This window comes from Kitasatospora sp. NPDC054939, from assembly GCF_053610105.1.
Genome location: NZ_JBSGXP010000044.1, coordinates 28,897 through 53,277, shown reverse-complemented (window position 1 = coordinate 53,277; position 24,381 = coordinate 28,897). Strand labels below are relative to the sequence as shown.

The 24,381-nt window shown below is 72.4% G+C and carries 23 protein-coding genes and 1 riboswitch; of the genes, 15 read left to right on the top strand and 8 right to left on the bottom strand.

All coding sequences use genetic code 11. From position 1 onward, the window contains the following. Positions 1 to 58: 58 nt before the first annotated feature. Together ACWGB8_RS15355 and ACWGB8_RS15350 are read right to left on the bottom strand one after the other, a co-directional pair. Positions 59 to 1,021, bottom strand: a complete 963-nt coding sequence (locus tag ACWGB8_RS15355) for a zinc-binding dehydrogenase (protein ID WP_452213844.1) — start codon at positions 1,019 to 1,021, stop codon at positions 59 to 61. Positions 1,022 to 1,117: 96 nt separating this feature from the next. Further along, positions 1,118 to 2,314 carry an NAD(P)-dependent malic enzyme gene (locus ACWGB8_RS15350; protein WP_452213842.1) on the bottom strand — a complete coding sequence of 399 codons (1,197 nt, stop codon included), beginning with the start codon at positions 2,312 to 2,314 and terminating at the stop codon, positions 1,118 to 1,120. 594 nt (positions 2,315 to 2,908) lie between these two features. Here ACWGB8_RS15350 and ACWGB8_RS15345 point away from each other — a divergent pair. The 5 genes from ACWGB8_RS15345 to ACWGB8_RS15325 all read left to right on the top strand — a co-directional run bounded on the left by ACWGB8_RS15345 (position 2,909) and on the right by ACWGB8_RS15325 (position 7,994). Further along, complete coding sequence (locus tag ACWGB8_RS15345; protein WP_452213841.1) at positions 2,909 to 3,832, top strand: ABC transporter substrate-binding protein; 924 nt, start codon at positions 2,909 to 2,911, stop codon at positions 3,830 to 3,832. A 530-nt stretch (positions 3,833 to 4,362) separates the two neighbouring features. After that, positions 4,363 to 5,289, top strand: coding sequence for an ABC transporter substrate-binding protein (locus ACWGB8_RS15340; protein ID WP_452213840.1), 927 nt, complete (start codon positions 4,363 to 4,365; stop codon positions 5,287 to 5,289). Between the two features lie 48 nt (positions 5,290 to 5,337). Beyond that, positions 5,338 to 6,315, top strand: coding sequence for an amino acid ABC transporter permease (locus tag ACWGB8_RS15335; RefSeq protein WP_452213838.1), 978 nt, complete (start codon positions 5,338 to 5,340; stop codon positions 6,313 to 6,315). Further along, positions 6,312 to 7,100 carry an amino acid ABC transporter ATP-binding protein gene (locus tag ACWGB8_RS15330; protein ID WP_452213837.1) on the top strand — a complete coding sequence of 263 codons (789 nt, stop codon included), beginning with the start codon at positions 6,312 to 6,314 and terminating at the stop codon, positions 7,098 to 7,100. Before ACWGB8_RS15335 ends, ACWGB8_RS15330 begins: the two co-directional genes overlap by 4 nt. A 303-nt stretch (positions 7,101 to 7,403) precedes the next feature. Then, complete coding sequence (locus ACWGB8_RS15325; RefSeq protein WP_452213836.1) at positions 7,404 to 7,994, top strand: CGNR zinc finger domain-containing protein; 591 nt, start codon at positions 7,404 to 7,406, stop codon at positions 7,992 to 7,994. 57 nt (positions 7,995 to 8,051) lie between these two features. On the opposite strand, the gene sodX is transcribed toward ACWGB8_RS15325, so the two are convergent. Continuing rightward, positions 8,052 to 8,420 carry a nickel-type superoxide dismutase maturation protease gene (gene sodX, locus ACWGB8_RS15320; protein ID WP_452213852.1) on the bottom strand — a complete coding sequence of 123 codons (369 nt, stop codon included), beginning with the start codon at positions 8,418 to 8,420 and terminating at the stop codon, positions 8,052 to 8,054. Between the two features lie 283 nt (positions 8,421 to 8,703). On the opposite strand from sodX, the gene sodN reads away from it, so the two are divergent. The 8 genes from sodN to ACWGB8_RS15280 all read left to right on the top strand — a co-directional run bounded on the left by sodN (position 8,704) and on the right by ACWGB8_RS15280 (position 15,317). Beyond that, positions 8,704 to 9,099 (top strand): superoxide dismutase, Ni, encoded by a 396-nt coding sequence (sodN, locus tag ACWGB8_RS15315; protein WP_452213834.1) that lies wholly within the window; start codon positions 8,704 to 8,706, stop codon positions 9,097 to 9,099. A 127-nt stretch (positions 9,100 to 9,226) separates the two neighbouring features. Next, positions 9,227 to 9,361: riboswitch (cobalamin riboswitch) on the top strand. 109 nt (positions 9,362 to 9,470) lie between these two features. Then, entirely contained in the window at positions 9,471 to 10,550 is a 1,080-nt protein-coding gene (locus ACWGB8_RS15310; protein WP_452213850.1) for a FecCD family ABC transporter permease, read from the top strand. Continuing rightward, a complete protein-coding gene (locus tag ACWGB8_RS15305) occupies positions 10,550 to 11,326 on the top strand; it encodes an ABC transporter ATP-binding protein (RefSeq protein WP_452213832.1) in 777 nt (258 codons plus the stop codon). Before ACWGB8_RS15310 ends, ACWGB8_RS15305 begins: the two co-directional genes overlap by 1 nt. 97 nt (positions 11,327 to 11,423) lie before the next feature. After that, positions 11,424 to 12,419 (top strand): ABC transporter substrate-binding protein, encoded by a 996-nt coding sequence (locus tag ACWGB8_RS15300; RefSeq protein ID WP_452213830.1) that lies wholly within the window; start codon positions 11,424 to 11,426, stop codon positions 12,417 to 12,419. 89 nt (positions 12,420 to 12,508) lie between these two features. Then, positions 12,509 to 12,880: a nuclear transport factor 2 family protein gene (locus tag ACWGB8_RS15295; RefSeq protein ID WP_452213829.1), complete on the top strand. Its 372-nt coding sequence runs from the start codon at positions 12,509 to 12,511 to the stop codon at positions 12,878 to 12,880. Between the two features lie 22 nt (positions 12,881 to 12,902). Beyond that, positions 12,903 to 13,379 (top strand): N-acetyltransferase family protein, encoded by a 477-nt coding sequence (locus ACWGB8_RS15290; RefSeq protein WP_452213827.1) that lies wholly within the window; start codon positions 12,903 to 12,905, stop codon positions 13,377 to 13,379. Between the two features lie 336 nt (positions 13,380 to 13,715). Further along, positions 13,716 to 14,126: an anti-sigma regulatory factor gene (locus ACWGB8_RS15285; protein WP_452213825.1), complete on the top strand. Its 411-nt coding sequence runs from the start codon at positions 13,716 to 13,718 to the stop codon at positions 14,124 to 14,126. A 156-nt stretch (positions 14,127 to 14,282) separates the two neighbouring features. Further along, entirely contained in the window at positions 14,283 to 15,317 is a 1,035-nt protein-coding gene (locus tag ACWGB8_RS15280) for a SigB/SigF/SigG family RNA polymerase sigma factor (RefSeq protein ID WP_452213823.1), read from the top strand. A gap of 26 nt (positions 15,318 to 15,343) precedes the next feature. On the opposite strand, the gene ACWGB8_RS15275 is transcribed toward ACWGB8_RS15280, so the two are convergent. Further along, on the bottom strand, positions 15,344 to 15,790 hold the full coding sequence (locus ACWGB8_RS15275; RefSeq protein WP_452213821.1) for a hypothetical protein: 447 nt from the start codon (positions 15,788 to 15,790) through the stop codon (positions 15,344 to 15,346). A gap of 50 nt (positions 15,791 to 15,840) precedes the next feature. Between ACWGB8_RS15275 and ACWGB8_RS15270 the strand changes: the two genes are divergently transcribed. Both ACWGB8_RS15270 and ACWGB8_RS15265 read left to right on the top strand, forming a co-directional pair. Continuing rightward, positions 15,841 to 16,812, top strand: a complete 972-nt coding sequence (locus tag ACWGB8_RS15270) for a diacylglycerol/lipid kinase family protein (RefSeq protein ID WP_452213819.1) — start codon at positions 15,841 to 15,843, stop codon at positions 16,810 to 16,812. Between the two features lie 367 nt (positions 16,813 to 17,179). After that, positions 17,180 to 17,431 carry a WhiB family transcriptional regulator gene (locus ACWGB8_RS15265; RefSeq protein WP_014138019.1) on the top strand — a complete coding sequence of 84 codons (252 nt, stop codon included), beginning with the start codon at positions 17,180 to 17,182 and terminating at the stop codon, positions 17,429 to 17,431. A gap of 429 nt (positions 17,432 to 17,860) precedes the next feature. Here the strand turns inward: ACWGB8_RS15265 and ACWGB8_RS15260 are convergent, their stop codons facing one another. The 4 genes from ACWGB8_RS15260 to ACWGB8_RS15245 all read right to left on the bottom strand — a co-directional run bounded on the left by ACWGB8_RS15260 (position 17,861) and on the right by ACWGB8_RS15245 (position 24,377). Further along, on the bottom strand, positions 17,861 to 19,381 hold the full coding sequence (locus tag ACWGB8_RS15260) for a sensor histidine kinase (RefSeq protein ID WP_452213817.1): 1,521 nt from the start codon (positions 19,379 to 19,381) through the stop codon (positions 17,861 to 17,863). A gap of 434 nt (positions 19,382 to 19,815) precedes the next feature. Continuing rightward, positions 19,816 to 20,874: an SIS domain-containing protein gene (locus ACWGB8_RS15255; protein ID WP_452213815.1), complete on the bottom strand. Its 1,059-nt coding sequence runs from the start codon at positions 20,872 to 20,874 to the stop codon at positions 19,816 to 19,818. Between the two features lie 203 nt (positions 20,875 to 21,077). After that, complete coding sequence (locus ACWGB8_RS15250) at positions 21,078 to 22,373, bottom strand: extracellular solute-binding protein (RefSeq protein WP_452213849.1); 1,296 nt, start codon at positions 22,371 to 22,373, stop codon at positions 21,078 to 21,080. A 447-nt stretch (positions 22,374 to 22,820) separates the two neighbouring features. Continuing rightward, positions 22,821 to 24,377 carry a glycoside hydrolase family 3 protein gene (locus ACWGB8_RS15245; RefSeq protein ID WP_452213813.1) on the bottom strand — a complete coding sequence of 519 codons (1,557 nt, stop codon included), beginning with the start codon at positions 24,375 to 24,377 and terminating at the stop codon, positions 22,821 to 22,823. Positions 24,378 to 24,381 lie beyond the last annotated feature (4 nt).

The window sequence follows — 24,381 nt, the reverse complement described above, 5'->3', positions numbered from 1 at the left end:
GTTCCGACCGTCGCTGCCCCGGGCCCCTCGGCCGTTCCCGCATCAGGCCGTCACGACGTCACGGCGTCAGGACCAGCTTGCCGAAGACGTCCCCGCCGGCCAGCCGGGCGAGGGCCTCCGGCGCCCGGTCCAGCGGCAGCACCGAGTCGATCACCGGGCGGACCCCGGTGGTGGCGCAGAGCGAGAGGAGTCCGGCCAGCTCCTCCTTGGTGCCCATGGTCGAGCCGACCACCTTGAGCTCCAGGAAGAAGATCCGGTTCAGCTCGGTGGCGATCGGGTTGGGCCCCGAGGTGGCACCGGAGATGACCACGGTGCCGCCGGGCCGCAGCGACTTGACCGAGTGCGACCAGGTCGCGGCGCCGACCGTCTCCATGACCGCGTCGACCCGCTCGGGCAGCCGGGCGCCGCTCTCGAAGACGGCGTCGGCCCCCAGTTCGAGGGCCCGGGCGCGCTTGGCCTCGTCCCGGCCGGTGACCCAGACCCGCAGGCCGGCCGCCTTGCCGAGGACGATCAGGGCGGTGGAGACGCCGCCGCCGGCGCCCTGCACCAGCACCGTGTCACCGGGCCGGACCCCGGCGTTGGTGAACAGCATCCGGTACGCCGTCAGCCAGGCGGTGGGCAGGCAGGCGGCCTCCTCGAAGCTCAGCGCGGCCGGCTTGGGCAGGAGGTTCCAGGTGGGGACGGCCACCTTCTGCGCGAAGGTGCCCTGGTAGCGCTCGGTCAGGATGGAGCGCGGCTCGTCCGGGCCGACCCCGTGCCCGCTCTGGCCGACGACGGAGTGCAGGACGACCTCGTTGCCGTGCTCGTCGATGCCGGCGGCGTCGCAGCCGAGGATCATCGGCAGCCGCTCGGCGGGCAGGCCGACCCCGCGCAGCGACCACAGGTCGTGGTGGTTGAGGCTGGCCGCCCTGACCGTGACGACGCTCCAGCCGGGGCGGGCTACGGGATCCGGCAGTTCGCCCAGTTCCAGCCCGCTCAGCGGGTCGGCGGCGTCGATTCGTGCGGCGTAGGCAGCAAACATGGTCCGGACGATAGCCCCGACGGCCTGGGCCCGGAACCACGCGCAGGTGTGACGCTCACCGCGTGTTCCGGGCCCGGTACCGGCGTTGACCGGAGGTCAGCGGCGAGCCACGCCCTCGGCCCGGGCGGCCTCGGCCACGGCCTTGGTGACCGCGGGGGCGACCCGCTCGTCGAACGGCGAGGGGATGACCTTCTGCGGGGTCAGCTCGTCGGCGACGACGCCGGCCAGGGCCTTGGCGGCGGCCAGCTTCATGCCCTCAGTGATCCGGGTGGCCCGCACCTGGAGGGCGCCGGCGAAGATGCCGGGGAAGGCCAGCACGTTGTTGATCTGGTTCGGGAAGTCGCTGCGGCCGGTGGCCACGACGGCCGCGTACTTGTGCGCGACCTCGGGGTGGATCTCCGGGTTGGGGTTGGCCATCGCGAAGATGAACGCGCCCTCGGCCATGGTGGCGACGGCCTCCTCCGGCACGGTGCCGCCGGAGACGCCGATGAAGACGTCGGCGCCGGCCAGCGCCTCGGCCAGGCTGCCCTTGATGCCGGCCCGGTTGGTCTGCGCGGCGATCTCGGCCTTGACGTCGGTGAGGTCGCCACGGCCCTCGTACACCACGCCGCGGCGGTCGCAGACGGCCACGTCGCCGACGCCGGCCGCGACCAGCATCTTGGCGATGGCGATGCCGGCCGCGCCGGCACCGGAGATGACGGCCCGCAGCGAGCCGATCTCACGGCCGGTCACCTTGGCGGCGTTCCAGAGCGCGGCGGTGGTGACGATCGCGGTGCCGTGCTGGTCGTCGTGGAAGATCGGGATGTCCAGGGCGTCCTGGAGCCGGCGCTCGATCTCGAAGCAGCGGGGGGCGGAGATGTCCTCCAGGTTGACGCCGCCGAAGGAGGGCGCCAGCCGCACGACCGTCTCGACGATCTCGTCGACCCCGGTGCAGGCCAGCGCGATCGGCACCGCGTCCACGCCGCCGAACTGCTTGAACAGGATGGCCTTGCCCTCCATGACGGGCAGCGAGGCCTCCGGGCCGATGTCGCCCAGGCCCAGCACGGCGGTGCCGTCGGTGACGACGGCCACGGTGTTGGACTTCCAGGTGTAGTCGTTCACCAGCTCGGGCTGCTCGGCGATGGCCGTGCAGACGCGGGCGACACCGGGGGTGTAGGCGAGGGACAGGTCGTCCGCGTCGCGCACCGGGACGGTCGCCCGGACCTCCATCTTGCCGCCGCGGTGCAGTGCGAACACGGCGTCGACCGGATCGTCGGTGTCCTGGGTAGTGCTGTGGATGATCTCCGCTGCCACGATGACCTCTTCGTCATAGTCAGCGAGGACGCAACCGACGGGCGGACGGCCCCACCGGGGCACCGGGTACGACAGAACCGGTGCACGGGACCGGGTGCGCCGAAGCGGACCCGGCCGGCGGGGTCGGGGCGCTGCCGTCGGGCGGCGCCCTCGGGTGAGGGTTTTGAGTCTTTTGTCTGCGCGTGCTCCGGCCGAGCCTAGGTCGGACGACGGCATCGCACCTATGCCTTTTCGTCCTCGTCACGTGCTCTTCATCCGCCCCGCAGCCACTTGACCGGCGCCCGTCGTCGGAAGTACGGGCACCGCGGCGGCAATGGCGAATGAGCGCCCGCACCCGCAGGAGTGAACCCGGACACGGAGGGGAGCCGGCACCCCGGGTACGGAGTCGTCGTCTGCGACTTCCGGCCCTGGGCACCCCGAGCCTGTCGCGACTCGGCGGTCTGGGTTCGAGCGTCGGGGGTCACCCGATACCAGATTCTGACACACCCGCCGCCCGGCCCTTCAGGGCGGGATGGGAGGATCCGATTCCGCCACCGCGCGTACACCCCCGCGCCGCTCTGGCATCACCACCCTCCCTCCCACAGGAGCAGCACCGTGCACCACCCTCCCCACGCCCGACGTCCGGCCGCGCTCGGCACCGCCCTGGCCGCCGCCGGGACCCTCCTGCTGACCTCGTGCAGCTCCGGTCCGCAGGCCCCGAAGGACCCGGTCGAGGAGATCCGGGCCAAGGTCCCGAAGGCTCAGCGGGCCGCCGGTGTCCTGAAGATCGGTTCGGACCTCAACTACCCGCCGGTGGAGTTCCGCGGCGCCGACGGCCAGCCCGAGGGCCTGGACCCGGACATCGCCAACGCGCTCGGCAAGATCCTCGGCCTGAAGGTCGAGATCACCGACACGCCCTTCGAGAAGGTCATACCGAACCTGCACGGCAAGCAGTTCGACGTGGCGATGTCCGCGCTCAGCGACACCCGCCAGCGCCGCGAGGGCATCGACGACAGCGGTGCGAAGGTCACCCCGGGTGTCGACTTCGTGGACTACTTCATCGCCGGCACCTCGATCATCGTGCAGAAGGGCAACCCGAAGGGCATCAAGCGGCTGGACGACCTCTGCGGCATGACCGTGGCGCTCCAGCAGGGCACCACGCAGGACGAGATCATCGGGCGGCAGGTGACGGCCTGCAACCGGGTGAACAAGCCGATCAAGGTCAAGAAGTTCGACAGCGACTCCAAGGCGCTCGCCGAGGTGGCCTCCGGCGCTGCGGTGGCCGGCTTCAACGACTACCCGGTCGCCGCGCACGCGGCGAAGACCATCGAGAACGGCAACCGCTTCGAGGTCACCGGCCTGCAGTCCACCTCGATCCCGTACGGCATCGCGGTGCGCAAGGAGGACGGCGAGCTGCGCGACGCCATCGCCAAGGCGGTGGACCAGCTGATCCGCAGCGGCGAGTACGACAAGATCCTCGCCAAGTGGAACGTCAGCGCCGGCGCGGCCCAGAACGCAGTGGTCAACGGCGGGATCTGACGCGGCGCGCGGCGGCCGGTGACGCGGAGCCCGGGTGCCCTGGGGGGGACGCCCGGGCCGTCCGCACGAGGGGGGCCCACCCGTCCGGCGGGCATGCGGACTCGTCCGGGCGGGCCTCCGGGCGCGGCGACGCTGGATCTGCATACTTATACGCAGGGTGACAGGGCCTCCGCATTCGTCCGAATAGCGGACGGTCTGCCCCCTCGTTATCCGATTTTGATCTGAATGAGGGCCACCTGACCGTCATCAGATGGCAGGATTCCCCCCATCTCGGATCGAGCCGACCACTGGTCGAGGCGGTTCGGTCAACGTCCACCTCGGCGGAGGGTGGCGGTAGCAGGACCAGCTGTACCCCCGCACGACCCTGTGCGATCCCAGCGCAGGCCGATGCACGACCGGCTCTTCCCGTACGACGACGTACACCCGGCACCGACCGACCCCGTACAGCGTCGTACGGCCAGGCTGCCCCGGTGTGCCGCTCCCCCGCGGCGCGCTCCGCCCGACCTCTCCATCAGGAGGAGATCCCCCTCATGACCGCCCGTACCCAGCGCTCCCGGCTCTTCGCGGCCGTCGCGGTAGTCGCCTCCCTCTCGCTCGGACTCACCGCCTGCGGCGACAACAACGACGACAGCAGCGGCGCACCCAACGCGAGCGCGACGATCAACGAGGTCAAGGCGGACGACAAGCTCGTTGCCCTGGTGCCCGCCGACCTCAAGTCCTCCGGCAAGCTGGTGGTCGGCTCGGACGCCTCGTACGCCCCCAACGAGTTCACCGACGACAAGGGCAACATCGTCGGCATGGACGTCGACCTGGCCAACGCCATCGCCGCCAAGCTCGGCCTCAAGGCCGAGGTCCAGAACGCCGCGTTCACCGCGATCATCCCCGGCATCGGCGCCAACAAGTACCAGCTCGGGATGAGCTCCTTCACCGACACGAAGGAGCGCGAGGAGACCGTCGACATGGTCACCTACTTCACCGCCGGCACCGCCGCCGCCGTGAAGAAGGGCAACCCGGACAAGATCAACGCCGACGACCTGTGCGGCAAGAAGGTCGCCGTCCAGACCGGTACCACGCAGGCCACCGAGGACATCCCGAAGCGCAACACCGACTGCACCGCGGCCGGCAAGCCGGCCATCCCGAACGACGGCGACAAGTTCGACCTGCAGACCGACGTCACCAACGCCGTGGTCGCCGGGCGCGACCAGGTGATGCTGGCCGACTCGCCGGTCGTCGACTACGCCATCAAGCAGTCCGGCGGCCAGCTGGAGAAGGTCGGCGCGACCTACGGCGCCGCCCCGTACGGCATCGCCCTGGCGAAGAACACCCCGCTCACCCCGGCCGTCCAGGGCGCCGTCCAGTCGCTCATCGACGACGGCACCTACAAGCAGATCCTCCAGAAGTGGGGCGTGGAGGCCGGCGCCATCGACAAGGCGCAGGTCAACGGCGCGACCAGCTGAACCCCCGCCGCTTCTCGTACCAACGCGACCCCCTTCTGAGGCCTCACAGTGAACACTCCCCACAAGGGGACAGCCGGCCCGGGACGACCTGAAGACTTCAAGGCCGTCCCGGTCCGCCACCCCGGACGCTGGGCCGGAGCAGCCGTCATCCTCGTCCTCGCGGCGATGCTGCTCAACGCCCTCATCTACAACCCCGCCTTCAAGTGGGACATCGTCGGGAACTACCTCTTCGACGACCGCATCCTCCAGGGCCTGCTGGTCACCCTGGAACTGACCGCGCTGGCCATGGTCATGGGCCTGGTCGGCGGCGTCGTCCTCGCGGTGATGCGGCTGTCGCCGAACCCGCTGCTCTCCGGCACCGCCTGGGTCTACATCTGGGTCTTCCGCGGCACCCCGGTGCTCGTGCAGCTGGTGTTCTGGAACTTCCTCGGCCTGCTCTGGGCCAAGCTCTCGATCGGCATCCCGTTCGGCCCGGAGTTCTGGTCCGAGCAGACCAACGTCCTGATCCCGACCTTCGTGGCCGCCCTGCTGGGCCTGGGCCTGAACGAGGCCGCGTACATGGCGGAGATCGTCCGCGGCGGCATCCAGTCGGTGGACGAGGGCCAGCAGGAGGCCGCGCACGCCCTGGGCATGAGCCGGTTCGACACCATGCGGCGGATCATCCTGCCGCAGGCGATGCGGGTGATCATCCCGCCGACCGGCAACGAGACCATCTCGATGCTGAAGACCACCTCGCTGGTCAGCGTCATCGCGGTCGAGGAGCTCTTCCGCGCGGGCCAGAACATCTACTCCCGCACCTTCCAGAACATCCCGCTGCTGATCGTCATCAGCATCTGGTACCTGGCGCTCACCTCGCTGCTCACCGTCGTGCAGTACTACATCGAGCGGCACTACGCTCGTGGTGCGAACCGTACGCTCCCGCCCACGCCGATCCAGCGGATCCGCAGCCTCTTCGGCGGCAAGCCGGCGAAGCCGAGCAAGCAGGCGGACGTCGTTCCGGGCCTTGAGGGAGGTGGTCACGTATGACCGAGCTGACCAAGGACGCAGCGGTCGAGCCCATGGTCAAGGCCGAGGGCGTGCAGAAGTCCTACGGGGCCGTGCACGTGCTCAAGGGCATCGACCTGGAGGTCAAGCAGGGCGAGGTGTTCTGCCTGATCGGCCCGTCCGGCTCCGGCAAGTCCACCTTCCTGCGGTGCATCAACCACCTGGAGAAGATCAACGGCGGCCGCCTCTGGGTGGACGGCGAGCTGGTCGGCTACCGGCAGAAGGGCGACCGGCTCTACGAGCTGAAGGACAAGGAGGTCGCCCTCAAGCGCCGTGACATCGGCATGGTGTTCCAGCGCTTCAACCTGTTCCCCCACATGACGGCGATAGAGAACGTCATCGAGGCCCCGGTCCAGGTCAAGGGCGAGAGCCGCAGCGACGCCCGCGAGCGCGGGATGGCCCTGCTGGAGCGGGTCGGGCTGGCCGACAAGGCCAAGAACTTCCCCTCGCAGCTCTCCGGCGGCCAGCAGCAGCGCGTGGCGATCGCCCGCGCGCTGGCCATGAAGCCCAAGCTGATGCTCTTCGACGAGCCCACCTCGGCGCTCGACCCGGAGCTGGTCGGCGACGTCCTCGACGTCATGCGCGGCCTCGCCGAGGAGGGCATGACCATGGTCGTGGTGACCCACGAGATGGGCTTCGCCCGCGAGGTCGGCGACGCGCTGGTCTTCATGGACGGCGGTGTCGTCGTCGAGGCCGGCAACCCCCGCGAGGTCCTCACGGACCCGCAGCACGAGCGCACCCGGTCGTTCCTGTCCAAGGTGCTCTGACCACCGGCTGCCCCCGGCGCCCGGCAGGCCCCGTCCTGCCGGGCGCCGACGCGTTCCCCGCCGCGCCCCACGCGCGCGCCGCCCCCGGACGCGCCCGCCCGCACGGGCCCGCCCCGCACCGGGCCGGCCGTCCGCACCCGTTCCGTCCGCGGCCACCCGTACGCGCCCGGACACCATGCGCGCCCCCGCGCACGCGCCCGCACGCGCACCGTTGCGTCCCTGCCGCGTTCCCCCCGACGCATCCCCCGCACGGGTAATAGGCTGGAGGCAGACAGCCCGTTACCGACATCTGGAAGGACCACCGTGGAGCTCGCCTCGTACGCCGACCTCGCCGTCCGGCTGGTGAACACCGAGGAGCCCGAGCGCGGCACCGACTCGCTGACCTCGGTGGAGGTACTCCGCAGCCTGTTCTCCGACTCCTCGCGCGCCGCCGGGCTCGCCGACGAGTCGGACCTGCCCAGGCTGCGGGCCGTCCGCACCCGGCTGCGCGGCGTCTTCGAGGCCGCCGCCGAGAGCGACGAGGTACGCGCCGTCGACCTGCTGAACAGCCTGCTGATCGAGTTCCCGGTCAGCCCGCAGGTCTCCGGCCACGAGTACCTCGACGCGGCAGGCCGGCCCCGCTGGCACCTGCACCTCGCCGACAACTCGCCCACCGCCACCGCGCACTTCTCCGCGGTGGCCTGCATGGGCCTGGCCGTCCACCTCACCGAGCTCGGCGCCGACCGGCTCGGCATCTGCCAGGCCGCCCCCTGCCGCAACGCCTACCTCGACACCTCCACCAACCGCTCCCGGCGCTACTGCTCCGACCGCTGCGCCACCCGCGCCAACGTCGCCGCCTACCGGGCCCGCAAGCGCCAGGAGGCACAGGCCGCCTCCGCACCCGCCCAGGGCTGACCCCCGCACCCGGGCCCGCCCCGGCCGGAGCGCCCGGTCGGATCCGGTCAGAGCCGGTCAGAGCCGGTCCGGGTCCGCCCAGACGCCGAGCCGCCGGGCCAGCCCCGGCACCCGGACCGGCCGGCCAGCGAGCAGCAGCCGCTCCAGCCGGCGGCCGGGGGCCAGCCAGACCGGGCGCGGGGCGAGCCGCAGCAGCGCCCGGCCGACCACCAGCTCGTCCGGAACGGCCCCGTACTGCCGGCTGTCGCTGTCGATCGGGCGGTTGTCCGAGAGCATCCACCAGCCCGTCGGCCGGCGGCCGGCTACCCGCTTCACCACCAGCAGGTCCTGCCGCAGCGGGTGCCGGAAGACCGCCACCGCGCCGGGCCGCACCGGTGCGCCGTAGCGGACCAGCAGCCGGTCGCCGTCGCGCAGGGTCGGCACCATGGAGTCGCCGGCCACGTCGACCAGCCCGAACGGCAGCACGCCGCCGCCGTGGCCGCCGCCCTCCGGCTCGGCCAGTCGCGTCACGCCCGCCTCCTCCGCTCTGCCGCCCCCGCCGCGGCCCAGTCTGCCGCACGGGCCGCCACCCGCCGCAGCCCGGGCACCGCACGGGCGCCGGCACCGCAGCCGCTCCGCCGTTTGCCCCGCGTCCGCGGACGGATCGAGAAACCCCGCCGCCCGAGCGGTAACCTCTGGCGCGGGAAGACGATCCAGGAAGGAACCCCCTATGTTCTCTCGTCTGTTCGCACCGCGCGCCACCGCGCACGCCCACTGCGACCTGCCCTGCGGCGTGTACGACCCGGCCCAGGCCCGGATCGAGGCCGAGTCCGTGAAGGCCACTCAGGAGAAGTACCAGGCCAACGAGGACCCGCACTTCCGGGCCCGCGCGGTCATCATCAAGGAGCAGCGCGCCGAGGCGGTCAAGCACCACATCTCGGTGCTGTGGAGCGACTACTTCAAGGCCCCGCACTTCGAGAAGTACCCGCAGCTGCACCAGCTGGTGAACGACACCCTGAAGGCCGCCTCGGCCGCCAAGGCGTCCACGGACCCGGCCACCGGCCAGGCCCTGCTCGACCTGATCGCCGAGGTCGAGCGGATCTTCTGGGAGACCAAGCAGGGCTGATCCCCGCCGGTCGCACCGCTCCCGCCCCGCCCCCGGTCCGCCGGTGGCGGGGCGGTCGCGTCTGCGGGGCGGTCGCGGCTGCGGGCAGGCGGGGCGGTCGCGGCTGCGGGCGGCCCCGCAGTAAGGGGTCATCGGGCCGTGCACTTGTTATGCTGCCAGGGCGTCCGAGGGGGAAGCCGGTGCGAATCCGGCGCTGACCCGCAACGGTGAGCGCGCCCCGGGGCGCGCGAGCCCGACCACCCCCGGGTGCCGACCTCCCGACAACTCGCCGTGGACTGCGAGGGGATGGCGCCCGGGCACCCGTCAGGCCCCGTGCGCCGCCCCGGCCTGCCCGCGGCCCGAGGCGAAGGCGCAGCCCCGTGAGCACCACCCTGAGCCGCCCCGCGCGCACCGCCGCGGCCGGCCCGCCGGACGCCCGCCGCACACCCGCCGGCCCGCTGGCCGCGGCCCTCGCCGCCGCCCTGCTGCTCTCCCTGGTCTGCGGGGTCGCCCTGGGCTCCACCGGACTCGGCTGGTCGCACGTGCTGCGGCTGCTGGGCGCCGGACTGACGGGCGGCCGGCTGGAGGCCGAGGAGGCCGCCGCCTACGCGATCGTCTGGGAGATCCGGCTGCCGCGCACGGTGCTGGCCGCCGTGGTCGGCGCCGGCCTCGCGGCCACCGGGGTGGCGGTGCAGGCGCTGGTGCGCAACGCCCTGGCCGACCCCTTCGTGCTGGGCATCTCCTCGGGCGCGGCGGTCGGCGCCAATGCCGTCCTGCTGCTCGGCGCCTTCGCCTCGCTCGGCGTCTGGGCGCTGTCGGCCTCCGCGTTCGGCTCGGCCCTGCTGGCGATGGCCCTGGTGTACGCGGTCGCCCGCACCGCGTACGGGCTGACGCCGCTGCGGCTGGTGCTGACCGGCACCGCGCTGTCGTACGGCTTCTCGGCGGTGACGGCGCTGATGGTGTTCGCCGCGGCGCGCGGGGAGGCGGCCCGCAGCGCGATGATGTGGCTGCTCGGCAGCCTGGGCGGGGCGACCTGGGGGTCGGTGCCGATCGCCGCCGCCACGGTGGCCGCGGGCCTGGTCCACCTGGCCTGCGCGGCCGGCCGGCTGGACGCGCTGGCCATGGGCGACGAGACGGCCGCCTCGCTGGGCGTGGACCCCGACCGGCTGCGGCGCGAACTCTTCCTGGTGACGGCCGCGGTGACCGGCACGGTGGTCGCGGTGAGCGGGGCGATCGGCTTCGTCGGGCTGATGGTGCCGCACGCGGTCCGGATGCTGGTCGGCGCCGGGCACCGCCGGGTGCTGCTGGTCGCCCCGCTCGCCGGGGCGCTGCTGCTGGTCTGGGTGGACATCGTGGCGCGGGTGGTGCTGGCGCCCGCCGAACTCCCGGTCGGCGTGGTGACCGCGGTGCTCGGCGTGCCGTGCTTCCTGCTGCTGATGCGCCGGCGCGGCTACAGCTTCGGAGGGCGCTGATGGACGTCGACATCGAGGGCCTGTCGGTCGGCGTCGCCGGGACGACCCTGGTCCACGACCTGACCCTGAAGGCGCCGGCCGGCCGGGTGGTCGGCCTGGTCGGGCCCAACGGCAGCGGCAAGTCGACGCTGCTGCGCTGCGTGTACCGGGCGCTGCGGCCGAGCGCGGGGGCCGTCCGGCTGGACGGCGCCGACCTGCACGCGCTGGCGCCGCGCGAGGCCGCCCGCCGGGTCGCCGCCCTCCCGCAGGAGCACTCGGCGGAGTTCGACTTCACGGTGGCCGAGGTGGTCGGGATGGGCCGGCTGCCGCACCGGGGCGGCATCGCCGGGCCGAGCGCCGCGGACCGCGACGCCTGCTCCGGGGCACTGGCCCGGGTCGGCGCGGCCCACCTGGCCGGCCGCGGCTTCCTCAGCCTCTCGGGCGGCGAGAAGCAGCGGGTGCTGATCGCCCGGGCGCTGGTCCAGGAGCCGCGCGTGCTGGTGCTCGACGAGCCCACCAACCACCTGGACATCGCGCACCAGTTGGAGGTGCTGGCGCTGGTCCGGGCGGCCGGGCCGACCGTGCTGACGGCCCTGCACGACCTCAACCTGGCGGCCGGGCACTGCGATCTGCTGTACGTGATCGAGGCCGGCCGGATCGTCGCCTCCGGACCGCCCGCCGAGGTGCTGCGGCCCGCGCTGCTGGCCGAGGTGTTCGGGGTGCGCGCGCACCCGGTCGCGCATCCGGTGACCGGCGCCGTCCAGCTGCTCTTCGACCGGCTCGCAAGCGGCTCCTGACCGCCCGTCCGACCGCGCTCCCCGAACCCCGCCGTACCCGTCCCGTCCGACCCCGCCGTCCCCGACACCGCCGTCCCCCGACCGCCGAGGAACCCCCGTGCGCACCAAGGCCACCGCCACCGCCGTCCTGCTGACCCTCGCCCTGAGCGCCTGCGGCGCCGAGATAGCGCCCCCGCAGGGCGCCGGCACCGCCACCGGCCACTACCCCGTCACCGTCGACAACTGCGGTGCCCGGCTGAACTTCAAGGAGAAGCCCGCCCGGGTGGTGACCAACGACGTCGGCATCACCGAGCTGATGTTCGCCCTCGGCCTGGCCGACCGGATGGCCGGCTACGTGATGCCCGACGACCGCGGCGACATCTCGGCGCTGCCCTGGAAGGACGGGTACCGGCAGGCCGCCTGGCTCTCCAAGGACCAGATCACCAAGGAGATCGTCCTGCAGGCCCGCGCCGACCTGGTCTTCGCCGGCTGGCACTACGGCTTCGGCGAGGCGGACGGGCTCACGCCGGAGAGCCTGGCCAAGCTCGGCATCGCCTCGTACGTGCTCACCGAGTCCTGCCGCAGCGGCAGGGGCGAGGCACGCGGGGTGATGTCCCCGCTGGAGGCGCTCTGGACCGACCTGGCCAACCTGGGCGAGGTCTTCGACGTCCGGGACCGCGCCGACCGGCTGATCGCCGACCTCAAGGCGCAGGTCGCCGCCGTCCCGCAGCCGGAGCGGCGCCCGCGGGTCTTCCTGTACGACAGCGGCGAGGACAAGCCGTTCACCTCGGGGCGGTTCGGGGCGCCCGAGGAGATCATCGCCCGGGCCGGCGGCACCAACGTCATGGGCGACCTCGCCGACTCCTGGACCACCGTGGGGTGGGAGAGCGTGGTGCAGCGCGATCCCGAGGTGATCGTGATCAACGACTACGGCACCCCCGACGCCGAGGCCAAGCGGGCGTTCCTGAAGAGCTTCCCGCCGCTGGCGAACGTCTCGGCCGTGCGCAACGACCGGATCTTCGTCCTGGACTACGCGTCCCTGGTCGAGAGCCCCCGCAACCCCGCCGCGATCACCGCGCTGGCCGGCTTCCTGCGGGGCGTGGCCGCCGGCTGAGCACGCGCCCGGCGCACCCGCTCGCCCGCCGGTCCCGCGGACGTACGCTCGGAGTACGAGCCCGCGGAAGCGACCGGAGGAGCGAGACCATGACGACCACCGCGGCCCCGTCCGCCTTCGACGTCCGGGCGCTGCGCGAGGGGATCGAGCGCGGCGACCCGGACCTCCTGCTCGCGCTGTACGCGGACGACGCGGAACTGCGCGTCGTCGACCGGGCGACCCAGCCGAGCCACCCGCTGGTGGTGCGCGGCCGGGAGGGGATCGGCGCGATGCTGGACGACCTCTACGGCCGGGAGACCACCCACACCCTGGAGCAGGTGGTGCTGCAGGGCGACCACGTGGCCTTCCTGGAGTCCTGCCGCTATCCCGACGGGGTGCGGGTCCTGGTCAGCTCGGTCGCCGGGCTGCGCGGCGGCCGGATCGTCGAACAGACCTCCGTCCAGGCCTGGGACGAGCCGTGACCGGCCCAGTAGGCTCGACGGCATGATCCGCACCGCAGCAGTCACCGACGTCCCGGTCGTCCACGCCATGATCCGCGAGCTCGCGGAGTACGAGAAGGCCCCGCACGAGGCGGTGGCCACCGAGGAGCAGCTACGCGAGGCGCTGTTCGGCGACTCCCCGGCGGTGTTCGGCCTGATCGCCGAGGACGACGCGACCGGCGAGCCGGTCGGCTTCGCGGTCTGGTTCCGCAACTTCTCGACCTGGCGCGGCACCCACGGGATCTACCTGGAGGACCTCTACGTCCGCCCGGAGGCGCGCGGCGGCGGGCACGGCAAGGCGCTGCTGCTGGAGCTGGCGCGGATCGCCGTGGAGCGCGGCTACTCCCGGGTGGAGTGGTCGGTGCTCGACTGGAACCAGCCCTCGATCGACTTCTACAAGTCGCTGGGCGCCGTCCCGATGGACGAGTGGACGGTCTACCGGCTCACCGGGGACGCCCTCGCCGCGGCCGGCCGCGGCTGATCCGCCGCCCGGCGGCACCGACCCGGGGCCGGACCGGAACCGCGCAAGCGGAACGCGTCCGACCACTGCCCATGCCGCGGCACCCGGACCTACCATGAGTGACCCCCGCAACGGGTTCGCTCGTTCCCGTGACGGCGGACGGAGATCAGCGACATCCGCCCGCCGATCGCGGTAACGTCTCGGGCGGATGCGCGGCGTCCGGCCACCCTTGGCTGGGTATGACCGGTACGTACCGCACCACCCCTCTGGACAGTTGGGGCGAAGCAGTTGAGCCAAGCAACAGACAGTGCCGCGGCCACGGGCCCGGAAGCACAGCGCGTCACCCAGGAGGTGAGGGTGTCCCAGATCGACGGCGAGCCCGGAGTGCAGGACTTCGTGGAGGTCCGGCTGCCCGCGGCGGGGGCCTACCTCTCGGTCCTGCGCACGGCGACGGCGGGCCTGGCGGCCCGGTTGGACTTCACACTGGACGAGATCGAGGACCTGCGGATCGCGGTGGACGAGGCCTGCGCCATCCTGCTCCAGCAGGCGGTGCCCGGCTCGATCCTCTCCTGCGAGTTCCGGCTGGTCGGGGACTCGCTGAAGGTCACGGTCTCGGCGCCGACCACCGACGGCCGGGCCCCCGAACGGGACACCTTCGCCTGGACGGTGCTCTCCGCGCTGGCCGGCGAGGTGGACTCCTCGGTCGGCGAGGACCGGACCGTGTCGATCAGCCTGCACAAGAAGCGCGGCGGGCCGTCGGCCCACTAGGCCGTCCTCGATGCAGCGCCGAACAAGGGCCGTCCGCCCGGCACCCCCACCGGGCCGGGCGTACGGCTCCCGGTACCGCACACCACGCGGTACGACCAACGAGACGACTCCGGGTCCGCATCCCGCGGCCCGGTGCTCCCGGAACGGAACGGGGGAATGGCCGTGAGTGATCTGGACCGTACCGGCCTCGCGACGGCGGGCCCTGCCGTACCGACCCAGGCGAGTGTGCCCGGCCTCGCCGCCCACGACGAAGCGCACCCGAAGGACGCCCACCGGATGAGCCAGCCGACCGAGCCGACGTCCGACCCGACGTCCGGGCAGTCGCCCCCGCACGCGCCCCCGTCCGCCGAGCGCACCGAGCGCCCGGCGGCCGAGAACGAGGCGGCCGAGGTGCTGCGGAGCTCCGTGCCGGCGCAGAGCGCCCAGCGCAGCTCCGCACCGGACCGCGAGGCGGCCCGGGCCCTGTTCGTCCGGCTGGCCGCGCTGCCGGAGGGCTCGCCGGAGCGGGTCGAGCTGCGCAACCAGCTGGTGCGGATGCACATCCCGCTGGTCGAGCACCTGGCCCGGCGCTTCCGCAACCGCGGCGAGCCGCTGGACGACCTGACGCAGGTCGCCACCATCGGCCTGATCAAGTCGGTGGACCGCTTCGACCACGAGCGCGGCGTGGAGTTCTCCACGTACGCGACGCCGACCATCGTCGGCGAGATCAAGCGGCACTTCCGCGACAAGGGCTGGGCGGTCCGGGTGCCGCGCCGGCTCCAGGAGCTGCGGCTGTCGCTGACCACGGCGACCAGCGAGCTCTCCCAGCGGCACGGCCGCTCCCCCACGGTGCACGAGCTGGCCGAGCACCTGGGGATCTCCGAGGAGGACGTCCTGGAGGGCCTGGAGTCCGCCAACGCGTACTCCACGCTGTCGCTGGACGTCCCGGACAGCGACGACGAGTCGCCGGCCGTCGCGGACACCCTCGGCGCCACCGACGAGGCGCTGGAGGGCGTCGAGTACCGCGAGTCGCTGAAGCCGCTGCTCGCCCAACTGCCGCCCCGGGAGCAGAAGATCCTGGTGCTGCGGTTCTTCCGCAACATGACCCAGTCGCAGATCGCCGCCGAGGTGGGGATCTCCCAGATGCACGTGTCGCGACTGCTGGCCCGGACGCTGGCCCAGCTGCGGGAGAAGCTCCTGGTGGAGGAGTAGGAGCCGCTCCCGGCCGTCCCGGCCCTCTACGCCTCGCCGTCGTGCGGGGCGTAGAGGGCCGCGGTCGCCTTCGGGCTCAGCAGCGCGCCGATGCCGACCAGGCCGACCAGGCCGACGGCGGTGCCGATCACCGCGGTGAGGCCGCCGTTCTGCCACATGTAGTAGGCGACCGGCAGGCAGATCGAGTTGGTGAGGACGGCCGGACTGCGGCCCCAGCGCTGCCCCTTGAGCAGGGCGCGGGCGGCGAGCAGCGGCAGCACGCCGAGCAGCACGATGAGCGCCCCGCCGAACTCCTGCAGGCCGAGCTGCTTGGCGTCCCCGGAGAGCGCCGAGATCATGTCCCAGACGCCGACGACGGCCAGGACGGCGCCCTCCAGCGCGGTGATGGCGGCACCGGCGACCAGCGCGGCGGGGCGGTCGGCGGGGGCCCCGGTGGCGGGCGCGGGGGCGGGGGCGGAGGATTTCGCGGTCACTCCAGCAGGGTAGCCGCCGGGCACGGCGCGCCGACCCGTAGGCTGAGCACATGCGCGCTCTCCTGGTCGTGAATCCGAAGGCGACCACCACCAGTGGCCGCACCCGGGACGTTCTCATCCACGCCCTGCGCAGTGACCTCAAGCTGGAGGTCGCCCATACGGAGTACCGGGGGCACGCCCGCGACCTGGCGCGCGAGGCCGTCGAGGACGGCACGGTCGACCTGGTGGTGGCCCTGGGGGGCGACGGCACGGTCAACGAGGCGGTGAACGGGCTGCTGGCGCACGGCCCCGGTGAGCGGGTACCGCGGCTGGCCGTGGTCCCCGGCGGTTCCACCAACGTCTTCGCCCGCGCTCTGGGCCTGCCGAACGACCCGGTCGAGGCCACCGGCGTCCTGCTGAACGCCCTGGAGCAGCGCCGCGAGCGGCCGATCGGCCTGGGCAAGGCGCTGACCGACGGACTGCCGGACCGCTGGTTCACCTTCACCGCCGGCCTGGGCTTCGACGCCGGCGTGGTCGGCCGGGTGGAGGAGCAGCGCCGCGCGGGGCGCAAGTCCACCCACGCGCTCTACGTCGGGCAGGCGCTCCGGCACTATGTCACCCAGCGTGAGCAGCGCAAGGCCGGCCCGGTGACGCTGCAGCTCACGGGCCACGAGCCGGTGCCGGGGCTGGTGCTGGCGATAGTCAGCAACACCTCGCCCTGGACGTTCCTGGGCAACCGCCCGGTCTATCCCTCGCCGCTCGCCTCCTTCGACACGGACCTCGACGTCTTCGGCATCACCCGGATGACCGCGTTCGGCACCGCTCGAACGGTCCGTCAGATCCTGCGGTCGCACGCGCCTTCGGGGGACGGTGCGGTGCCCGCCGGCCCGTCCGGCAAGCACCTCGTCTCCTATCACGACGTCAGACACTTCACCTTGGTTTCAGAGGAACCGGTCCCCTTCCAGGTCGATGGGGACCACCTTGGAGACAGGAGTCGCGTCAGTTTCACAGGCGTTCGACGTGCACTGCGTGTGATTGTGTGACTAGAAGGGGGGTTCCCCCTTCTTCTCGAACGCACAAGCCCCCTTCACCCCATAGAAGTACGGGCTGTGAGCTAGGCGACACCGAAGAATCAAAAATTCCTCGCCGAAGGGGGTTGTATCCGGGCCCGAGGTTTGCGAACCTCTACATGGCGATCGGGACGCATCGCAGCCGCGGCAACACCAGACCATGGCGAGTGCCGGCAGCGAAGCTCCTCTGATCACCGAATCCCTCCCCAGCACAGACCACCCGGGCCCGGCGGGCCTTTGGTCTCTTTTGCTGTTGCGGGATTCGTGAAAGCGTTCACATTCACAAGCCATCGATTATGCCGACCGGGCCACCCCCGCCGGCAGGAGGAGTTGGACGACCATGGACTGGCGCCACCGCGCTGTCTGCCGCGAAGAGGACCCGGAGCTTTTCTTCCCGATCGGGAACACCGGTCCTGCTCTGCTGCAGATCGAGGAAGCCAAGGCCGTGTGCCGCCGCTGTCCGGTCATGGAGCAGTGCCTGCAGTGGGCGCTCGAAACCGGCCAGGACGCCGGCGTCTGGGGCGGCATGAGCGAGGACGAGCGTCGTGCGATGAAGCGCCGCGCCGCCCGCAACCGCGCCCGCACCGCCTGATCACTCACGGTATTACCGGCAGTAACCGCACCATCCGATCAGCCCATGATCACAGGCTTCCCTGCACCTCCTGGTGAAGCCTTCCGCACGAAGGACCGTGCTCGGCACAGTTCTGCGACACCGGGCCGCCCAGCCACTTGATACTGTTCACTTAGAGCAATATTGTGGAGCTGTGGCGCTCACCGTGTGCAACGCATCGGTGAGGTGTCGCACTACCCAGAGCCCCCGTTCCGGCCGACTCCCCCCGACGGCCGGAACGGGTTGAGAGGCCCTGTCGACCCACCCCCCCCCGGTCGACAGGGCCTCGTTTCTGTGTCCCGACACCCCGCACCGGCCACGGCGCCCCCGCGCCCCCGATTGTGCAGGAGCACGCCCCCGGCGCATCGGCCCGGGGCACGCCCCTCCCGCACTCCTTCACAACTGCGCCTCTCAGCGCACCGGGATCTCCAGGACCACCTTGGTCCCGCCCTCCGGCCCGGCCACCATGTCGAAGGTGCCGCCCAGCTCCCCGGTCGCCAGCGTCCGGACGATCTGCAGACCGAGGTTGCCCGCCTGCTGCGGGTCGAAGCCCTCCGGCATGCCCCGGCCGTCGTCCTGCACCGTGATCAGCAGGTACTCCTCCGGCTTGGCGCCACCGTTCCAACTCTCCGACCAGCCGATGCCGGTGGCCGGCGCCCGGCCGCGCAGCGCGCTGACCTCCAGGTTGCCCGAGGCCGTCGGGCCGAAGGCGTGCTCCAGCGCGTTCTGCAGCAGCTCGGTCAGCACCATCGCCAGCGGCGTGGCCACCTCGGCGGAGAGGATGCCGAAGCTGCCGCTGCGGCGGGTGGCCACCCGGCCGTCCTGGGAGAGCTCCATCACCATGGCGAGCACCCGGTCGGCGATCTCGTCGAAGGTGACCTGCTCGTCCAGGGCCTGCGAGAGCGTCTCGTGCACGATGGCGATCGAGCCGACCCGGCGCACCGCCTCGTCCAGCGCGGCCCGGCCGGACTCGGACTCCATCCGGCGCGACTGCAGCCGCAGCAGCGCGGCCACCGTCTGCAGGTTGTTCTTCACCCGGTGGTGGATCTCCCGGATGGTGGCGTCCTTGGTCATCAGCTCCCGATCGCGCCGGCGCAGCTCGGTGACGTCCCGGCAGAGCACCAGCGAACCGGTCAGCGTGCCCTTGGGCTTCAGCGGGATCGCCCGCAGGGTCACCACCCCGCCCTGCGCCTCCACCTCGGTCTGCCGCGGGGCCCAACCGCTGGCGATCTTCACCAGCGCCTCGTGCACCGCCGCGCGGGAGGGCGGGGCGAGGTCCGCGGTGGTGCGGCCCAGGTGGCTGCCGACCAGGTCGGTGGTGAGGCCCAGCCGGTGGTACGCGGAGAGCGCGTTGGGGCTGGCGTAGGTGACCACCCCGTCGGCGTCCAACCGGATCAGGCCGTCGCCGACCCGCGGGGCGGCGTCCATGTCGGCCTGCTCGACGCCGGGGTACGGGAAGGCGCCCGCCGCGATCATCTGGGCCAGGTCGGAGGCGCTCTGCAGGTAGGTGAGTTCGAGCCGGCTGGGGGTGCGGACGGTCAGCAGATTGGTGTTGCGGGCGATGACGCCCAGCACCTTGCCCTCGCGCCGGACCGGGATCGACTCCACCCGGACGGGCACCTCCTCGCGCCACTCGGGGTCGCCCTCCCGCACGATCCGGCCCTCGTCGAACGCGGCGTCCAGCAGCGGCCGGCGCCCGCGCGGGACGAGGTGGCCGACCATGTCGTCCTGGTACGAGGTGGGCCCGGTGTTGGGTCGCATCTGGGCCACCGAGACGTAGCGGATGCCGTCCCAGGTCGGGATCCACAGCACCAGGTCGGCGAAGGAGAGGTCGGAGAGGAGCTGCCACTCCGAGACCAGCATGTGGAGCCACTCCACATCGGCACCGGTCAGGGTGGTGTGGCGGCGGACGAGTTCGTTCAGCGAGGGCACATGGCGAGCGTAGCCCCAGCGGCCCGGGCCTGCGCCCGGGACCCTCTCCGGGGCGGCCCGCCGAGTTGTCCAGACCAATTTTGGGCGAGCCCTGGACAACCCAGATTGGTCTAGTCCACAATGAAAGGGCACCAAGGAGAGGCCCACCGCGCAACTGCCCTGACCGCGCGAGGCCGCTCCTCGGTCGGTCGCCGCCGAACGAGGACCCCGCACAGTCCTCGATCGTCACCGGCGCCCGACGACAGCTCCGGGCTGCGGTGCCGCATGGGTTGAGGGTCCCGTGTCGGCGCCGTGGCCCGTAGTGCGTTCCGGGCGCCGCCTCGCAACGGCGCCTTCCGGTGCCCGCCGACCCGTCGCGCGCTCAGGGCGCGGCAGACGCCGAACCCCCGTCCACAGGCTGTGGACGGGGGTTCGGCGTTCCGTACGGGAGCGCGTCAGTGGGTCTCGGTGACCTTCGCCAGCGCGCGGGGGGCGTCCGGGTCCTGGCCGCGGGCGATGGTGACCTCGTAGGCCAGCAGCTGCAGCGGCAGGATCTCCAGGATCGGCTGGACCTCCTCCGGCACCCCGGCCGGCAGCGCGAAGCCCGCGGAGGCGCTCTCCACCTGCGCCTGCTGGCCGACCACCACGAGGTCCGCGCCGCGGCCGCGCAGGCGGTCCAGGACGGGCTGCAGGGCCTCGCCGCCCTTGCCGTCCGGCACGATCGCGATGACCGGGGAGACGTTGTCCACCATGGCCAGCGGGCCGTGCAGCAGGTCGGCGCCGGAGAACGGGGAGGCCGGGATGTAGGTGGTCTCCATCAGCTTCAGCGCCGCCTCGCGGGCGGTCGGGTAGCCGTAGCCGCGCGAGGTGATGACCAGGCGCTGGGCGAAGCGGTACCGCTCGGCCAGGGCCTTCACCTCGCCCTGGCGGGCCAGGACGCCGGCGGCCAGGGCCGGCAGCTCCTTGGCGGCCGAGCCGTCGCCGCCCCGCAGGCCCTCGACCAGCAGGTAGAGCGCCAGCAGCTCGGCGGTGTAGGTCTTGGTGGCCGGCAGCGCCTTCTCCGGGCCCGCCAGCACGTCGATGTGGAACTCGGACACCTCGGCCAGCGGCGAGGCGGCGTTGTTGGTGACCGCGAGCGTGATCGCACCGGCCTCGCGGGCCGCCTTGGTGGACGCCACGAGGTCCGGCGAACCGCCCGACTGGCTGACGGTGACGACCAGCACGTCGGTGAGGTCGGGCTTGGCGCCGTAGGCCGTGGTGGTGGACATCGAGGTCAGGCCGGCCGGCTTGCCGAGCAGGATCTCGATCAGGTACTTGGCGTACAGCGCCGCGTTGTCGGACGTACCGCGCGCGGTGAGCAGGACGAAGCGCGGGTTCCGGGCGGCGATCTGGGCGGCGATCTCGCGGATCTTCGGAGCGCCCTCGTCGAGGATGCGCTGGAGGACGGCCGGCTGCTCGGCCATCTCCGCCGCCATGATCCGGCCGGGGACGGAAACAGTCTGCGTGTCGGACATCTGGATGTGCCTCCGATGAGATGGTTCGACCCCACCCGGGCGGACGTGCCCGGCGGGGACCTCTACGGCGGCGAGTCCGCACACTCGCTGCGGTGATTCCTGCGGCAATCCTACGGGGGGCTCCGGGGTGGAGCACATCCGAGGGAGCCCCCGCCCTGCCCGGGCCGGGGCTCCCCACCTGCGGCAGGGGCGTCCGGACCGGGTCAGGACGGGTTGTTGATCAGCTGGTCGATCTGGGCGTCGGCGTCCTTGGTGGCCTGGTCGACCGACTTGCCGCGCAGGATCGAGGTGAGCATGTCCGCGAGGACCTTCTTCTTCTCGATCGCGCCCCAGCCGGGCGCCAGCGGGGTGAACCAGGAGTTCGCCACCGTGTTGGCCGCGGCGGCGGTGGCCGGCTTGGAGCGCAGCGGGGCCAGCTGGTTGAGGTTGTTCGGCAGGATGTCCTTGTCCGCCAGCACCTGCTGGGACTTGCCGCTGGTGAACATCCGCACCCAGTCGGTGGCCGCCTCCAGCGAGGCCGACTTGGCGGTGACGGCGAGGTCGGAGCCGCCGATGAAGGTCGGCAGCGGCTTGCCGTCCGGGCCGGGCATGGTGGCGACCTTGACCGAGTTCTTGAGGTTCGGGTTGCCGGTGACCGGGGCGGTCACGCTGGCGACCTCGTAGCCGTTGCCGTAGAAGGCCGCGGCCCGGCCGCGCGCCATCGCCTCGTACTGGTTGAGCTCGTTGACCGAGAGGTCGCCCTTGTTGTACTTGCGCACCAGCTCGATGAAGTGGCTGATGCCCTGCTTGGACTTGGGGTCGCTCAGGGTGCCGTGCCAGATCCCGGCGCTGTCGAAGCGGGCGATGGCTCCGCCGTAGGCGTGCACGTAGCTCATCGCGGCGTACCAGTACGGGCCGGGCAGGTAGAGCGCGGAGTAGGTCTTGTCGCCCTTGGACCGGTCGATCCTGTCCAGCGCCGCCTTGAGCTCGTCCTCGGTCTTCGGGAACTCGGCGCTGCCGGTGGCCGACTGGAAGGCCGCCGAGTCGTAGATCGCGACCCGGGCGCCGGAGTAGTACGGCACGCACCAGACCTTGTCCTGGTAGGTGCAGGTGTTCACCAGGCCGGGGATCCAGGCGTCGGAGTTCTCGAAGGTGCTCCGCTCGACCGGGGCGAGTGCGCCGGACAGGACGTACTTCATGGTCTCGGTGTTGCCGAGCTCCACGACGTCCGGGGCGGCGCCGGCCGCGATCGCCGCGTCCAGCTTGGCGAGCTTGTCCGCCCAGCCCTGGTAGGCGAGCCTCAGGGTGACGTTCGGGTACTTGGCGGCGAAGTCGTCGTTGACCCGCTGGACGAGGTCGGGCCAGTTCCGCTGGGCGTCCTCCATGAGCCAGACGGTGACCGTGCCGCCGACCGACTTGGGGTCGACACCGCCGGCACCCTTGGCGCCCTGCGCGGACGACCCGCCGGAGTTGCAGCCCGTCAACCCGGCGGCCAGGGCCGCGATCGCGATTGTCGCCATGAGCTGACGCGTCTTCACGCCGTCCTCCGAAGGGGTGTTGGGAGCTTGTGCCCGCCGGGAGCGTGATGGCGCCGGCGGCGGTGGCCGGGCGGCGCGACGAAGAGCTTCGGGAAGGGCCGATACCACATCCGGTGAGGTTTGAGTTCGAACCGGATGGGTTGGACTCTGGCCTAGACCACTGCCGGTGTCAACGCCAAATGGCCCTGGGGCAAAGGCCGTTGCAGACCTGTTGTACCGCGTGGCGATCAGTCGCCGGGCCGTCACCCTAAGTAGAACTTAAGGCTGCCTTAAGGCCCACTTGAGGGAACACCGTCAGGGGTCGTTTCCGCAGGTCAGCCGGGCCGGAAACACCGCGGGCCCGCCATGCGACATGCGCATGGCGGGCCCGGCTGCGGATGCCTCTCGGGCACCCCGGGTCACCGCTCGCGGCGGTGGCCCGACGAAGGTTCAGCCGATCGCTCCCGACTGTCCGGTGAGCACCTCGACGGCCGCGAGTCCGCAGACCCGGGCGGCGCCGTGGGTGGCGATGTGCAGGGCGCCGACCGGACCGGACTGCGGGATGCCCATCTCGACCACGGCGGCGTCCGGACGGGCCGCCACGAGGCGGGTGAGCGCCGCGGACATCCAGGCGTGCCGGTGCACGTCGCGCACCACCAGGACGGTGCGGCGGCCCTCCGACTCGGCCACCAGCCCGGCGACCAGGGCGTCCAGCTGTTCGGGGCCGGCGTGCTCCGGGCCGACCGTCCGGGCCAGCGTGCCGGGGAAGCGGTCGGCGAGCAGCTCGGCCACGCCCCACGGCGTCTCGTCGCCGACCGCGATATTGGGCTCGGCCGAGAAGGACACCACGTACGGCCGCTCGGTGACCGGCGCCACCTCGCGGCCCGGCGCGCGGACGATCCGCAGCGCCCGGCGGGCGGCCCGCAGGCCGACCGCGAGGTCCGCGGGCCGCTGCTCGCCCTGGGCGGCGATCCGGCCCCAGCTGCCGAGCGAGCGCACCCGCTCGGCGGCGTCGGCGAGCCGCTCCTCGGAGAGGCCGCCGGCCCGCACTGCCGCCACGATGGCGTCGCGCAGCAGCAGCACGGTCTCCTCGTCGCACAGGCCGCCGCCCACGCAGATCGCGTCCGCGCCGGCCGCCAGGGCCTGCGCGGTGCCCTCGCCCATGCCGACGGTGTCGGCGATGGCGCCCATCTCGATCGCGTCGGTGACGATCAGGCCCTGGTAGCCGAGGCCGCCGGCCGCCGGGGCGGCGCGCAGCAGGTCGGTGAGCACCGAGGGGCTGAGCGTGGCCGGGCGGTTCGGGTCGAGCGCCGGGACCATGATGTGGGCCGTCATGACGGCCTTGGTGCCGGCCGCGATCGCGGCCTGGAACGGGACGAGGTCGCGGGCGCGCAGGGTCTCCACGTCCACGTCGATCAGCGGCAGGCCGTGGTGCGAGTCCACGTTGGTGTCACCGTGGCCGGGGAAGTGCTTGGCGCAGGCCGCGACGCCGGCCGACTGCAGGCCCTCCACCCAGGCGGCGGTGTGCCGCGCACACAGCTCCGGGTCGGCGCCGAATGAGCGCACGCCGATGACCGGGTTCTGCGGGTTGGAGTTGACGTCGGCGGTCGGCGCCCAGTTGTAGTTGATGCCGCAGGCGGCCAGCGCCCGGCCCAGCTCGCGGGCGACGTCCCGGGTCAGCGCCGGGTCGTCGATCGCGCCGAGGGCCAGGTTGCCGGGCCAGGAGGAGCCGGCGCCGACATCGAGGCGGGTGACGTCGCCGCCCTCCTCGTCGATGGCGATCAGCAGGTCGGGGTTCTCGTCGCGCAGCTTGCGGGTGAGCGCGGCGAGCTGCGCGTGGTCGGTGACGTTGCGGCCGAACAGCGCGACCGAGCCGAGGCCGGCCGCCAGGTGGCGGCGCAGCCACTCGGGCACCTCGGTGGTGCCCACGAAGCCCGGCTGCAGGACGGTCAGGGCGTCGCGGTGCAGCTGGTCGCTGGCGGGTGCGGTGGGGATGAGGATGCTCACGTCG